A 14,484-nucleotide genomic window follows, 5' to 3' on the forward strand; every position below is an offset into this window, starting at 1 on the left:
CCCTATTTTATTACAAACATAAGTAGAAATTACCGACCGAGTAAATCAGCTAAGAAAAATCTGCCGACATTAGCGCAATTTCAGCTTAATGATTGTAACTAAGGCGAATTCCATACCACCTTTAATTACACTCAATAGCATGAAAGCGGGTTGAATTTATTGATGTATCACAATCAAATTAATCTCGGTTAAGGTAGCCATAGATAAACCTGATCTTAGTCAGTAAACCTTTTATTAAACCACGGTTTGGTTAAAAAAACCTTCTGACTATAAAGTCTTAGACTTATATTTCGCCTTGTCTTTAGCTACCGAGATAAAAACAAATGTCAAAAATAATGGGTAGGGAAATAAAGTTAGGCAAACACAGTGTATTGCTTTCAACAACGGATCTTGACAGTCGAATTACATACGCAAATCAGTCATTTTGTGACATCGCGGGTTTTAGCATTGAAGAAATGCTTGGTCAGCCGCATAACTTAGTTCGTAATCAGGATATGCCAAAAGCGGCATTTAGAAATATGTGGTCTACCATTCAAAACGGTCAATCTTGGATGGGACCTGTTAAAAACTTAACAAAAAATGGGGATTACTATTGGGTAAACGCATTCGTCACTCCAATTAAAGACGAGCGAGGCAACATAGTTGAATACCAATCTGTAAGAACTTGCCTTTCTCCCGAAGTAATTAAACGCGCAGAAAATGCTTATCGCACTCTTGATAGCCAACAAAAAACGAGTCGCTATGACAGCACTCGCCTCTCATTTATGTTATTGTTTTTCGTCGCGATAACTTTGCCTATAGCGTCACTATTAAACAACCATTGGTTTACCCTGCTACCATTGGCTCTGTTATGCATCACGATTGCGTTAACCGCACGTTTTCGCTCTAAATATAAAGCTTTGCTCACACAAGCCAAAACGATTTTTGATAATGATTTAATGTCTGTGATATACGGTCAATCTCGAGACAGAATTGCCGATATTACACTGGCATTAGAAATGCAAAAGGCGAAAATTTCTGCGGTAGTAGGCAGAGTGAACGATGTATCTGTTCGAGTAAGTGATAATGCAAAACTTACCACACAAAGCGGTCAATTTGTTGCCGAGTTACTAAAGCAGCAAACAAGTGAGGCAAAAGAAATGGTTGTTTGCATGGACGAGTTTTCACAAACGATTGATGAGCTCTCAGAAAACGTAAACCACGCTGCAGATGCAGCCAATAATTCAGAGCACCAGGCTGGGCTTGGTAAAGCCGCAGTAAAGGATGTTATCGATTCTATTCACTATCTTGATGAGCATTTAATGGAAGTGAACAATGCCGTAAATCGCTTAGTCTCGGGGAATGATCGCATTCAAAATATTCTTAGTGTTATCAACTCTATTGCCGATCAAACCAACTTGCTTGCGCTAAATGCCGCAATTGAGGCTGCCCGAGCGGGCGATCACGGCCGAGGATTCTCAGTTGTTGCAGACGAAGTTCGCACACTTGCACAACGCACACAAACTTCCACAGAAGAAATAACGCAATTACTTAAAGAGCTAAATGATATTTCCAGCTCCGCTGTTGAGTCAGTGCAAAAAAGTAATAGTCTATCAAATCAAAGTGTTGACCTTGCAAAAAATAACGGTTCAAGCCTTGATACCATTCAAAGCCATGTCATGCATTTAGCCGATTTAAATCGCAGTGTTGCCGCCGCCATTGAACAACAAAGTTGTGTGGTAAAACAAATAAGCATAAACGTTGACAGCGTGACTACGCTCGCAGAGAGAGGCACAGAACACGGCGAGAAATCTTTTACTTTAAGTCAAGAGTTACTAAGTCAAATTGAGCAGCAAACACGCCTAATTCAACAGTTTTCTCAAACATGAGAAAACCAAATAGACCACAACTTATTATTTGCGTAATTCAGAGCCAAATAGACGCTTAGATATCAGTGGACCTCAGTATTTAATTGGATACCTTGGGTCCACTGACCTTGCAGCTAAATACAGTACTATAGTTCGGCCTCAAGAATGGCGAGTGCGTCCTTTTCTGCCTGTTTCACATTGCCATCGGCTTCAATAACACGCACGGCTAAGTCTTTCGCAAGTTGACGCATCGGCTCATCGATAATGTTATTCATGCGGTGTTGCACATAAGCTTCAATGTCATTATTTCTTATCGCTACAACAGATTTTGAAAGGCTATCTTCGATGTAATCGTCTAATGCGATTGCAGAGTTCCACTGCAGACTTTTTGCCCACTTTCTCACAACATGTTTTTCACTTTCACTGATAACGCCATCAACACCAATAAATAATAATGCGATATCAATTAGGGCTTCTTTTTGCATCTGATCGACACAAATACCTGTGTCAAAGTGATTGAGTAGCTGTTCAAATTTCATAATTCTTCCTTAACCCTTTTCTGCAAGACAAGATCACAGATATTTCAAGACGGAACAAAAAACGCTAAGATTTAAACATATGCTAACTTTTTCCATTTGTCATATTAAAAAAGTGCAAGTTCAATTACATCACATTCCGTAGGCCGTAAAAAAGTCGAAAAAATAAGAAGGCTCCACTTATTACATTTCATTTTTCACAATTAAAAAGTTCCCAAACACTGCCAACATTATCACCGCTATCGCTAAAAAGCGTCATGCCTGCAAAGCAACACCTCTAATACATACTACTAAAGAAGCAGCCTTTAGAGAAAACATCAATTATAAAGTTTGATTTAGTAAGAAAAGATCATTACCTCCACAATTGATTCATTTTGTTGAAATAATTTGCACACTCTCAGAATCAATCAAAGAAAAATAGGAACAACAATGAAAGAGTTAAAACTAGGAATGAACTTATCATTTTTCATTTCCCTTTCTATTATAGCGTTTACCTTACTTGTTCTAGATGCCTTAATCGTGTCAGAAAGAATCAGCATGGTTTCTTTTGTCCAATTAACGCTATCTGCTGCAATCATGTTTTATATTGTTACAGGGCTATGGGCAATATTCAGTGGTCAAAGCAGAGTAATCATCTGCAATCAAGGCGTGGTTTATCACAGCCTGTTAGGCCAAAAGCACTATATTCCAGCAGAAGAAGTGGAAAAAATCTCTGTGGAACGATTACTTTGGTTTAGTTATACCAAGCTTTATCTAACAAGCGGTGTACTAAGAATTTGGTCTTTCAAGCCCAACCTTGCGCAACAACAAAGCCTTAAACTACTGGGATATATTTAATGCCAAGTTTATTGGTGTGTAGTAGACCTTATAAAGTTGCTTTCAAAACGAGGCATTGAGTAAGATAACCTAAACTTATAACGAGGTTATTATGCAAAGACAATATGCTATAGGTACGCCCGGCGTACCTTGGACTTCCAAAGAAAAAACATTGTGGTTGGAAAGCCAATCGATCAAACGCTCATACTTTGAAGAGGTCGTAACTCAAATAGAAGCGCTCAAGCACGTTTTTGACATCACCGAGTATGGTCAGCTTGACTACCCCAACCAAACTTATCCATTATATGCATTAACAACAAGAAACTGGCAGCAAAACAAACCGACCATACTCGTTACCGGTGGCGTGCATGGCTATGAAACAAGTGGTGTACATGGTGCGCTCGCTTTTGCAAAATCAGAAGCACAACAGTATGAACAGGCTTATAATTTCATTATTTTGCCTTGCTTAAGTCCTTGGGGCTATGAAACGATAAACCGCTGGAATCCAGAAGCCGTTGACCCTAATCGCTCTTTTTATGCGGATAGTCCAGCACCTGAATCTCGATCAGCAATGGATTTTGTCAATAAGAAAGCAGCAGATATTCTGTGTCATGTTGATTTACACGAAACCACAGATTCTGATAATTCTGAATTCCGCCCTGCATTGGCAGCAAGAGATGGTAAAGAGAATCACAATTGGAACATTCCTGACGGTTTCTATTTAGTCGGACACACTCAAAAACCGGAAGCTAAATTTCAAAAACGCATTATCGAAGAAGTGGCTGCGGTAACGCAAATTGCCGATGCCGATGATCATGGGCAGCTAATAGGTGTTGATTTAGAACAGTACGGTGTAATAAATTATGATGGCACTGCGCTAGGCTTATGTATGGGTATGACAGATGCCGCTTTTGTAACAACAACTGAAGTTTACCCTGATGGTCAAAACGCAACACCAGAAAACTGTATCGCGGGTCAAGTGGCAGCAATTAGAGGGGCCATTAAGTACTTACAAAGCGAGAACCTATAAGATTTAAGAAGGTGTGGTTTGTTAAACCACACCAAGGAGAATGGACAGAACTTGTCATATTGTGCAGCGTTAAACTTTTCGATGAAAACAACACGACCTGTTATAATAAAACCTAATTCGCTAAGTCTTCCTTACCGCTAACCACCCCAAAGATTTCTTTAAATGAAGTTGGTTTTTGCAAAATACTCACTGGAATATGCAATGCTCTTGCGATATCGCTAGCTGAGATCATACCTCTTAGTCCTTCCGGACCAACCAATAAAACGTGCTGCAATCCTAAACTCTGTAATGTTTCAAGCACATCTCCTATCGTACTTTTAGCAACCATTTCATAGGGAACAGCATAAAGCTCTTCTTTTGTCACCATCACATCTTCAACGCACACATCTTCTCTCGACACCTGTTTTCTTTGTGCAACACTTAAGACCTTTCTGCCGGTAAGGTCTCGACAGTTTACCACTCCCAAGAAATTATCATCTTCGTCAACAACGAGTTTTGAGCGCACATGGCCATTTTTCATCATGTATAAAGCATGATCAATATCGACGTCTTTTGCTATCACCTGAGGCTGCCTGCGAGTAAAGTCGGTCACCACCTTAACCGCACTACTGTCCATATTCAACGGTTCTGAATCGAAGTGATCACAAAGCTGAAATACCCCTTCCAACTTAACGGTTTTTAACGCTTTGTATTGGCCCATTTTATACTCCTGATTTAAAAAGCCCTTCGAAAGTCTGGTTTTTATGTTGCTGTGAACAATCCACAACTAAAAATAAAAAGAACAACCAGTGTAAAGGCAGTAAAAAATTATTTTAGGTAACTGGAAAAGTAAGAGAGATCACGAAAGCTCGAGCACATGAGAGCGAATCTCACACCTCTCTAATTAAAATATGGTTTATACAGTGCATATATTCAAGTCAATGAAGTCTAAAACTCCTGTAATCTCAGTGTAATGCCGTGTAATAGCTAAATTTAAGTAAACGAATTAGACTGAAGATGTTTGCTAGGATTTATCACCCTAATATCAAACAATTGGTTTAGGCATTGGAATTCCGCGTCAAACTAGAAAAACTGTAATTCCAAATTAGACCAAGCTGGTACGTAAGTACTGGTGAATTCTTCCCTCAACGAGACCCACCTCGTGGGTCTTTATCATTGAGTAGAAGGAAATAAAATTGTATGCTTCACGGCACTTATACATTGATATAGATGAAATTTACGCCTTGCTGAATTGTGATATCTATTTTGTATAAGCATGTAATTTTCATCAAAGTTATACGGAACTAACTATGGCTTATTTAATCGACGAACAGAAACTCGAACGAGTCTATCTTAAAAGCTATCATACGGTAGGCCGCTATAAATATAGTGTAGATACCTTGATAGACAAGCCGGGAGTGTCGCGACATCACGCCATTATCGAACTCAATGAAAACAAATGGTTTATTAGAGATGTGAGTACAAACGGCATCTGGATAAACGATAAAAAGCTCGACAAGAACCTGCCGTATCAGCTATTCGAAAATGATAAGATTGATTTTGCAGCACCAGGTCAAAACTCGTTTGTAGCGGCGAACTTGCAAACCGAGTGTCAATATTTAGTTTCTCAGTCAAACAACCAAAAAGTAGTAGAAGTAACGAATCAACTTCTCCTTCCTAGTGAAGATGACCCTAAACACATCATTTACTATGATAAATTGCTCAACTATTGGTTTTTAGAAGATCTCAATACCTCAGATCGACAAGCCTTAATAGATGGCAGTATTGTATCGCTGATGAACGACCAATGGATGTTTTTTTCTGCCACGACAATCGCGGTAACTAAACACCTTGAATGCCAAAAAGCTGCCAAGCCAATGGCACTAGAGTTCAATGTAAGTCAAGACGAGGAAGATACTCAACTAACACTAAGTGTTGATGATAAACACCTAGATTTAGGCGTCAGAAGTCATCACTACTTACTGTTGCTGCTTGCCAGAACTCGGATCCAAGATAAAGATGCTGGCCTTGAATCGGATGTTCAAGGTTGGGTTTACCGCGATGACTTAGCAAAAGCACTCGGCGTACAAACAAACCACATGAACATTATGGTTCACCGCGCACGCAAGCAATTTGTCGATTCCGGTGGCGAAGATTACCCAGAAGCAACCTTTTTATTAGAAACTCGCTGTGGTCGAGTAAGATTGAATTGCCAAGATATCACGATAATAAAAGGCTCTAAATTAGAAACTCGCATGACAACTTAAGCGATATTGTTAGCTGGGCAGAAATAGCATTTCGGCCCAGCTATTTACCTACGCTTTATACTCTCCAGCATTATTCACTATTTTGTTTTCGAGATCTTTACATAGCCCCAATACGAATAAAAGCTCCACAAGTACAAACAGTGGTCCAATTGCTAAACCAATCAAATCATCGACAAACGCAGGCTTTTTTCCCTCAAAATAATGCCCTATAAACTGTAACACCCAACCTACAAAGAAAACACCAGCCCAAAACAATACGGTCATTATTCCTGCATTAACGATGAGCGGATTCAACGTTTGAACAAGGAAATAAAAAGCCAGTATGATGGCGCTCATCATGAGCCCAAAAATGGGGGATAACATCAGGTAATAGCCACATAAAACTACCCCTATCAGCGCAGCAAGGGTGATGGTCACTCCTGATACACTGAATAGCGGAATAAAAGTCATACCCACAACAGCAATCACAATTAACGGGATCCCAAAAAAGTGAGTCAGAATGTTTCTTTTGCTGCGATGATACATGGCATACTGACTTAATAACGTCTCTAGTTTGTTCATTATTGTTCTCTCATTGATACCAATTATCCTACTGATAATTAGTCAACAAAGAAAATTTATCAATAAAAAATTCTATTAGCGTATTAGGGCCTATATAAATAACCTGAGCTGCGGATTGGTGCGTAAATTCGCCTTGTTTTCCCTAAAACTTGCTGGCTAGACAAGGAAAAAACTAAGTTGTACTTTAGCAACAATGAGTTGGAACATTCCTTATCCAAACCTCAGGTTAAATAACCAAATAAACAGCATACCGAATACAATAGTCTGCATTATGAGCACCATCAATAGCTTAAAATTAAAGCTAGGTTTGATGGTTTTATGCCTGAGCATATACATTGCCACTGGTGTGATAATATTGAGCCCAAGTAACCCACACAGTAGTAAATTACGCTCAGGAATGCGTGATTGAGCAAGCGTTGAAGCACGCTTATCCCACCAAAAAAGTGCAAATATAAATACATTGATAACCAACAACACCACTGCAGAAATAACCGCTTGCCAAGGTAGCTTAGATACGCAAAGCGCCCCTAACCACACGCCTGCTCCCCAAAACAGGCCCATCTGCTGATGCATTAAACGAACCGCTGACATGCTACTTTTCCTGTCTTATTGCATTGATTTGAATGAAAATTTCAGCGGTAGCATAAGCATCATCCATCGCTCGGTGATGATTAATCAAAGATACATTCATCGCCTGGCAAAACGCTCCGAGCGCATAAGAGCGCAGGCCCGGCACGAACTTTCGGCCTAACTGCACAGTACATAACTTCGCACGAGTAAACTCTCGGCCGACTCGAGCAAATTCCTGCCGAATAAAGCCATAATCAAAGTTCACATTGTGCGCGACAAAAATAGCACCTTGGCTAAACAGCTCAACTTGCTCCAAAATTTCAAAAAAACTCGGAGCATCACTTACCATTGCTTGAGTGATCCCTGTCAGTTCAGTGATTTTTTGTGGGATACGACGCATCGGATTAACAAGTGATTGCCATTTAGCAACAACCTCGCCGTTAACGACTTTTACCATGGCTACCTCGGTAATGCGATCAAACTCTTTATTGCCACCGGTGGTTTCAATATCAACAACGACATAAGGTTGCTCTTTGCAAATATGCCATTCAACGGTTTGCAGTCGCGTGGGAATATTGCATTGCAAGAGTTTAGAAATGTTAACTAGCTGACTTCGGCTAAGACTATCTCCAGGTGCCTTGATTTCTTCAAACCTTAAGCCCGCTTTTTCGTCGACTATCATCAGGTCGGGAAAACCAGATTTCATCAGATGAAAATCACGACACATTAGCCTTAAAACAGATTTGACATCCTCAATTGACAAGTAAGACAATAATATTTTTATTGAGTCGAGCATCTTATCATGCCAATTAAACAACCGATTGGGTTCTCCGTAATGTTCGCTCATCTGGCGTAGAAGCCAGTTCATCCAAGCAGAAGTATCTGTAAAACTCGCTAAGCGACATTCAATCTCTTCCTCAAATTCGCTGTAAAAGCGATTTTCTTTTAATGCCAGTGGAGTCCTAGAAAACCCATTCGCTACGATACTTTTTGGGTGATAAAACAGTTCTTGCCAAAAGGTCAATCCAAATAAGGTCAGCCAAATTTCATTCTCAACATGATAGGCCTCAATACCATGACGTTTATAATAAGCAATGACACCAGCCTCTGTTTGTCCCTTAAAAGCCTCATCAATTTGGATTGCAGGTTGACTTTTTCTTAGCATATCCGTAAGTACAGAAGTGCGTTTTTGGTTAAATTTACGCTGATAAAAGTCTTCCGCGAAGATCATCAATGTTTCATCACTTTCCCCCTGTAATATGTGCTCTAGTTGCTCACGAACCTGCTCAACTTCACCTTGTTTATAATTATGTCGTATCAACATCTCACACGCTTGGGGGTGCTCACTCATACACAATAAGGTTTTAAAATGGGAAAATTCAGGACCTAACTTTCTGGCAAGCATTAACAGGTACTTTGCATGTGCTGTCGCTGCATATTGCCCATCGACCTCAGGCAATTGTTGCGCTGCGGCCTGTCTAGCACGCTTGACTAATTCTTCTTCAGGGGCGTTTTTGAGCTCACTGAGTGCATTTGCATAATAAAACGCGCTCACGGCTTCCTCTTTTTGTTCAAAATGTGCATGGTAAGCGGAATCAGCACTCCTGGTATTCATTACACCAAGATCTCGCATCGAAAATTGCGCTAAGCTAAAGCCAACCTTACCAAAGTACAAAAATAGAAAGTAGTCGATATCGGCTTGAAATGAGAGCGTGAGATACTGAGATAGGTATTCTTGTGCATTTAGATGTTCAACGCAGACAGATTGATTGATATGCGCTACCCAGAGCGATTTTTTTGCCGATTTACTTGGCAGTGTAGTTAAGTTCTCTCGCTCGGCAAGTTCAATTAAACATGGTTTAGTTAAGCAATGTAATAGTGCTTGAAAGTCGTCTTGTTGTACCTGACGAAGTAGTCCCTTTGCTTCTAATGAAAACGCGACTTCACAAATATTATTGATCTCTTCGTAGCGCAGTGAATTGATATCCAGAAAAGGTGTTTTGCGGGAAATAAACCGCACTAACAAACACAATTCATCTTCAGGCAAGCGGTGTAGCTCAGCCAGCAGCTCACGCTGAGCACTACTTAATAGCGGTTGACATACTTTAAGTAAATAATCGCTAAGCTCACTAAAGTGGCTTAAGTAATATTTGGCGGGTAATTCTTTTCTCAACACAAATCTAGACAACTGTTTTTATATACAGTAAAGATTATCATAGATAGGAAATATTGCCAATTTGCTTCAGTTACCCCCTTAAGTCGTTTCTTCTGTATCGTCTGAGGAAGCGTATTCGCTTTTGTATAGCCAATATTGTAGTTTCTCGCTCAGTGGCTCTTCCGAAATGGGTTTTGTGAGATAGTCATTCATGCCTGCATTTAGACACTTTTCCCTATCACCGGACATTGCATTGGCTGTCATGGCTAGTATTTTTACTCCTTGATAACTCTCACCTGCGGCTCCCTCTCGGATTAACTCGGTAGTCCGATAGCCATCCATTTCTGGCATCTGACAATCCATTAAAATTAGCTCAAATTGACATTCATCTTGATGTGACTTGAGCAGCTCAATAGCAAGCAGTCCGTTTTCGGCAACTTCAATATGGGTTATCCCCAATTTTTTGAGCATACTTAATGCGACAACTTGGTTCACCTTGTTATCCTCAACCAGTAGAATACGACAAGGTTTTGGCCACGTAAATTCGGTTTCGTTCGCCTTTCTTACCAGTTTCAGATAGTGACTCGTAACCAGTGGTTTCGCATTCGCCAACGCCTTGCCATCTTCAGCTAAAATGGTTAACGCATCAAAAAGGTCTTTGGTTGTCACGGGCTTTGGAAAATAGCCTGAATAGCCACGCTCCGCGTAAAACTGGCCATCCCCCTTGGTACCCATTTGCGTCATCATGATAAGCTTTATTGCTTTGAATCGCTTATCATTTTTTAGTGCAGCACCGAGCTGCTCACCCGACATGCCTCTAAGCGTCATATCCAATAAGGCGATATCAAACACATTTTTATCACGTTGGTATTCAGCTTCACACAGAGATAGTGCTTGTATTCCAGAGCTGGCTTTATACACATCCGCCCCCCAATGCCTCAATTGAGATTCCAAACTCGTCAAGGCGGAGAGATTATCGTCAACTAGGAGTATTTTGATCCCTTGCAAATCAACTTTTGCAGCTTCGAATTGAGTATTGTCACCATGGATCAAAGTCACGAAAAATTCAAATTGACTACCATGCCCAAACCGACTGCTCACGGTGATATCACCATCCATTAATTCACAGAGTTGCCTGACAATAGCCAGCCCCAACCCGGTTCCCCCATACTTTCTAGTAGTAGAGGCATCAACTTGAGAGAATTTAGCAAAAAGTCTATCCGCTTTGTCTTCTGGTATCCCTATGCCGGTATCTTCAACTGAGCAATGAAATCTCAGTTTATTGTCTACCTCACTGAACCAAGCCCGGATGATGATCTCGCCTTGCTCGGTAAACTTGATTGCGTTACTAATTAGGTTGGTGATGATTTGTCGAATCCGGCTCGGATCCCCCTGCACCAATGGCTTTTCAAGTTGGGTAACATCTAGAATAAGTTCAAGTCCCTTTTTCTGTGCTTGCAACGCAACGGATTCAATCAGTTCGCCAAGCAATGCCCTAATATCGAAATCTAGTGACTCAAGCTCAAGCTTACCCGCTTCAATTTTAGAAAAATCTAAAATATCGTTGATGAGATTTAATAATGACTTGGCACTGCCCATTGCAAGACTCACTTTATGTAATTGAGCTTGTGTTAGGTGCTCATCTTCTAGCAGACTTAACATGCCTATCACACCATTCATTGGTGTGCGGATCTCATGACTCATTGACGCTAAAAACTCGCTTTTAGCTTGCGCGCCCTGCTCCGCCGCTTGCTTCGCTTGTTCTAGTTCCTTTTTCGCCTCAACAGCAGCGGTAATATCCTGTTGGATACCAACGAATGCCGTTAATTGATTTTGTTCGTTGAACACCGGAGAGATCTGCAAACTATTCCAAAATGCCTTTCCAGATTTGGTGTAATTGATCAATTCAACTTTGACGAATTCGTGAGCTATTATTGCTTCCCTGATTTCAACTAACGCTTGCTGTTGGGTATTTTCACCTTGCAAAAAGCGACAGTTTTTACCCAGTACTTCATCACCGTATTCGGTGATTTGTTGAAATGTTTTATTCGCGAATACGATTGGTAATTCAGGCTTAGTCGCGTCAACAATCGTTATGCCGACATTTGCGCACTCTATTGCTTGAGCGAGTAAATCATTTTGTTCCTTGGCCTTTTTCAGCGCGTCTTGGTGAAGCTTTTGATCGGTAATATCCGACAGTGAACCAACAATCCGCTTCGCTTGTCCATCTTTAAGTGCCGCAGCACCTTTTAGCCAAAAATAGCGATAGCTGTTTTGCCTCGTTTTTATTCGGCACTCGACACCAAAAGGCTCTTCTTCTGTCATATGAAACTTAATTGAGTTTTCTAAATTGGGGAGATCTTCTGGGTGGACTCGGTCAAATAAACTAGAAATATGTGCAGAGAATAAGGCTTGTGTCTCTTGCGAAAAGCCTAGTAAAGATTTGAATCTGTCTGAATAAAACACCGCATTCCGCTCAAGATCCCAATCCCAAAGACCATCATCGCTACCAAATATTGCAAGTTTAAATCGCTCTTCACTGCGTTTGAGTGTTGTCCTTGATTCTTCTAGCTTTTTGAACGGGTTTAACAAAAGTTGCTTACCAAACAAATAGAGCAAGCCAAATGATAGGAATAGCCCAAAAGCAATAGCACCAATAAGATCCCACACAAATATTTTCACTTCGTCAGTGACCTGACTTTTCTCTACACGATAGTCCAATACTAAATCGGTGGAGCCAACATCGAGACTGCTTACACTAAAGTAAGTTTCAACTTTTTGGGTGTTAGAAAAGTTAATCCACCAGCCTTTTAAACCAATGCTGTGAAAAGATGTGGATGATGAGGAGCTCAGCAGACTCTCTAAACTCGTAGAAAACTCGCCAATAAGTGCTCCCTCAGCAAAGCCGTTATAGTAAATCGGTACTGCTATTGTGAAATAGTGCAAGTTGCCAATCTGAGTGAGATCTATCGCACTGCTCAGCTCTGCATTGATCACTTTATCGAGCCACTTTGGTTTTTGGCCTAACACTTCATGAGAATCAAAGTTTGCGTAAACCACATCGCCCAATACATTGATCACCATTAACTTTTCTTCTCTACCTATAATTTGAAAACTACGCATAAAGTCTCGTAACTTAGCCGCGGAGAGCCCCGTGCCCATCACACCATTTACGATAATAGGATGTAGAGAAAGATCAGAGAGGATCTGCTTACGACTTTCAAGATACTGAGTTAAGTTGTTAACTGCGAGTTGAGCTTGGGTTTCATTCGTTTCTCTTACTAAATCTTCGACTATGACATTTGATCTCAGCCCAACAAAAAGTGCACTGAGCAGAAGTGAAACGATAGCCGTTAGCCCTAAAAAGGTGTAAAAAGCGCGATTACTCGTTAAGGTGAATTTAGTTTTCAATGCGACCCCGGGTAACTATAAACTAGTTTAATACTGCCATTAGACTGGTACTGTCCCATACACAAGTCTTGCACGGTTAGCGCTTCATGGGCTGAATCGTTTTTTTCACTCCAGACACTAAAAGGCCGTTGATACGTCTTTACTAGACCGTTGACCGGCGATTGCAAATCCTCAAATGCGCTTTTTAACACGGCTCTGTTGGTCGCGACTGAATCTGTCAGTTTTATCTGCTCCGCTGCCGCGATAAGAAGCTTGGCAATATCATAGCCATGGATAAACCCGGGAGCTGCTTGAACCAATCCATGCCTGGCAAACTGGGTTGGGAAAAGCTGTTTTGCACGATTAAATACTCGTGCCGAAAACGCACTTAATGGCTTATTCTCAAAAGAAAAACAGCTTTGTAGGACCGCCAATGAAACGTCTGCTGATAACTTATCCCCAATAATCTCAAAAAAGTTACCCGCAGTTACCCCCCAATGACTAACAATGGGCAGACGCTGCGCCTCGTCAATACTTGCCATGGCTTTTACAAACTCAGCGCCCTCAATCGCATTGCCAACGAAAATGATACATTGTGGCTCACTTTCAATAATATTATGGATAATGATCCGCGCCTCATTTTTCTTAGTTGCCCAGTTAAACCAAGATACGGGCAGTGCGTTGTTAGGCTTGGATTTTTTATATTCTTCTAACAGTGTGTCGTAATTGGATCGCCCCCATGCGGTATCCTCAAGGAGTAAATGAGGTGCAACACAACCTTGTTGCTTTGCATAATTGATGAGTACTTTACCCGCTTTGGTGTCATCCACAGAAAGCCTAAAAATCCAATTATCCTTACTCGGGTATCTTGTAATTGGTCCACCAGCGGCCCAAGGAACCAATAGTAGCGCTTTATTCTCGTTGATAAACTGACGAAATTTGATATAGGGGGGAGAATGAACACCACCAAGCACGAGTAAGGCATTCGGATCTTTTAAAAATTGCTTAAAGTGAAGCAAGCTACGATTACTATTACCACGATGGTCTTTGGCCACCAATTCAATCTTATAACCTTGGATTTGATTATCTACTTCATCTAATGCGGTTAAAAATCCCATTTTTATCGCTTCAGCTGACTCATTTAAATTAGAATAGTCAGCGTCATGATAAATACGAAACACTTGCTTGGAGTTTGCTGCGAGACAAACTGAGCTCAGGAAGCAGAAAAACAGTAATAATATTTTCATCGTATTACTAATCACTCAACACATAACTAAACTTTAGTTCAAATCATTGTGATTGCTTAATTTTATAGCGAATACCTTGCTCGTTA

General features: G+C 40.6%; 11 protein-coding genes. 4 read left to right on the forward strand and 7 right to left on the reverse strand.

The annotated features are described in order from the left end of the window. Positions 1 to 323 precede the first annotated feature (323 nt). Positions 324 to 1,868: a methyl-accepting chemotaxis protein gene (locus tag BB427_RS21315; protein WP_254663680.1), complete on the forward strand. Its 1,545-nt coding sequence runs from the start codon at positions 324 to 326 to the stop codon at positions 1,866 to 1,868. A gap of 125 nt (positions 1,869 to 1,993) precedes the next feature. Here BB427_RS21315 and BB427_RS21320 read toward each other — a convergent pair whose 3' ends face one another. Then, positions 1,994 to 2,386, reverse strand: a complete 393-nt coding sequence (locus BB427_RS21320; RefSeq protein ID WP_069023123.1) for a hypothetical protein — start codon at positions 2,384 to 2,386, stop codon at positions 1,994 to 1,996. 426 nt (positions 2,387 to 2,812) lie between these two features. On the opposite strand from BB427_RS21320, the gene BB427_RS21325 reads away from it, so the two are divergent. Together BB427_RS21325 and BB427_RS21330 are read left to right on the forward strand one after the other, a co-directional pair. After that, on the forward strand, positions 2,813 to 3,220 hold the full coding sequence (locus tag BB427_RS21325) for a hypothetical protein (protein WP_010374784.1): 408 nt from the start codon (positions 2,813 to 2,815) through the stop codon (positions 3,218 to 3,220). A gap of 91 nt (positions 3,221 to 3,311) precedes the next feature. Then, on the forward strand, positions 3,312 to 4,229 hold the full coding sequence (locus tag BB427_RS21330) for a M14 family metallopeptidase (RefSeq protein WP_069023124.1): 918 nt from the start codon (positions 3,312 to 3,314) through the stop codon (positions 4,227 to 4,229). Between the two features lie 112 nt (positions 4,230 to 4,341). Here BB427_RS21330 and BB427_RS21335 read toward each other — a convergent pair whose 3' ends face one another. Continuing rightward, positions 4,342 to 4,929, reverse strand: coding sequence for a CBS domain-containing protein (locus BB427_RS21335; RefSeq protein ID WP_039491599.1), 588 nt, complete (start codon positions 4,927 to 4,929; stop codon positions 4,342 to 4,344). Positions 4,930 to 5,518: 589 nt separating this feature from the next. Between BB427_RS21335 and BB427_RS21340 the strand changes: the two genes are divergently transcribed. Then, a complete protein-coding gene (locus BB427_RS21340) occupies positions 5,519 to 6,475 on the forward strand; it encodes an FHA domain-containing protein (RefSeq protein WP_010374789.1) in 957 nt (318 codons plus the stop codon). A gap of 48 nt (positions 6,476 to 6,523) precedes the next feature. On the opposite strand, the gene BB427_RS21345 is transcribed toward BB427_RS21340, so the two are convergent. From BB427_RS21345 to BB427_RS21365, 5 genes are all read right to left on the reverse strand, one after another. Then, positions 6,524 to 7,036 carry an Mpo1 family 2-hydroxy fatty acid dioxygenase gene (locus tag BB427_RS21345; RefSeq protein WP_069023126.1) on the reverse strand — a complete coding sequence of 171 codons (513 nt, stop codon included), beginning with the start codon at positions 7,034 to 7,036 and terminating at the stop codon, positions 6,524 to 6,526. 210 nt (positions 7,037 to 7,246) lie between these two features. Next, the gene (locus BB427_RS21350; RefSeq protein ID WP_045987672.1) at positions 7,247 to 7,627 is read right to left on the reverse strand and encodes a DUF1294 domain-containing protein; all 381 of its coding nucleotides are present in this window, start codon (positions 7,625 to 7,627) and stop codon (positions 7,247 to 7,249) included. 1 nt (position 7,628) lies between these two features. Further along, complete coding sequence (locus BB427_RS21355; protein WP_069023128.1) at positions 7,629 to 9,782, reverse strand: exonuclease domain-containing protein; 2,154 nt, start codon at positions 9,780 to 9,782, stop codon at positions 7,629 to 7,631. 78 nt (positions 9,783 to 9,860) lie between these two features. Beyond that, positions 9,861 to 13,172: a response regulator gene (locus BB427_RS21360; RefSeq protein WP_069023130.1), complete on the reverse strand. Its 3,312-nt coding sequence runs from the start codon at positions 13,170 to 13,172 to the stop codon at positions 9,861 to 9,863. Further along, positions 13,169 to 14,398: an ABC transporter substrate-binding protein gene (locus tag BB427_RS21365; protein ID WP_069023131.1), complete on the reverse strand. Its 1,230-nt coding sequence runs from the start codon at positions 14,396 to 14,398 to the stop codon at positions 13,169 to 13,171. Before BB427_RS21365 ends, BB427_RS21360 begins: the two co-directional genes overlap by 4 nt. Positions 14,399 to 14,484 lie beyond the last annotated feature (86 nt).

Origin of the sequence: Pseudoalteromonas sp. BMB, from assembly GCF_001709235.1 — a bacterium.
GTDB lineage: Bacteria > Pseudomonadota > Gammaproteobacteria > Enterobacterales > Alteromonadaceae > Pseudoalteromonas > Pseudoalteromonas maricaloris.

Excerpts from the sequence above, each read along its gene's own strand:
- BB427_RS21315 (WP_254663680.1), top strand. The coding sequence starts at position 324 with ATGTCAAAAATAATGGGTAGGGAAATAAAGTTAGGCAAACACAGTGTA.
- BB427_RS21365 (WP_069023131.1), bottom strand. The coding sequence starts at position 14,398 with ATGAAAATATTATTACTGTTTTTCTGCTTCCTGAGCTCAGTTTGTCTC.
- BB427_RS21330 (WP_069023124.1), top strand. The coding sequence starts at position 3,312 with ATGCAAAGACAATATGCTATAGGTACGCCCGGCGTACCTTGGACTTCC.
- BB427_RS21345 (WP_069023126.1), bottom strand. The coding sequence starts at position 7,036 with ATGAACAAACTAGAGACGTTATTAAGTCAGTATGCCATGTATCATCGC.
- BB427_RS21335 (WP_039491599.1), bottom strand. The coding sequence starts at position 4,929 with ATGGGCCAATACAAAGCGTTAAAAACCGTTAAGTTGGAAGGGGTATTT.
- BB427_RS21350 (WP_045987672.1), bottom strand. The coding sequence starts at position 7,627 with ATGTCAGCGGTTCGTTTAATGCATCAGCAGATGGGCCTGTTTTGGGGA.
- BB427_RS21340 (WP_010374789.1), top strand. The coding sequence starts at position 5,519 with ATGGCTTATTTAATCGACGAACAGAAACTCGAACGAGTCTATCTTAAA.
- BB427_RS21325 (WP_010374784.1), top strand. The coding sequence starts at position 2,813 with ATGAAAGAGTTAAAACTAGGAATGAACTTATCATTTTTCATTTCCCTT.
- BB427_RS21320 (WP_069023123.1), bottom strand. The coding sequence starts at position 2,386 with ATGAAATTTGAACAGCTACTCAATCACTTTGACACAGGTATTTGTGTC.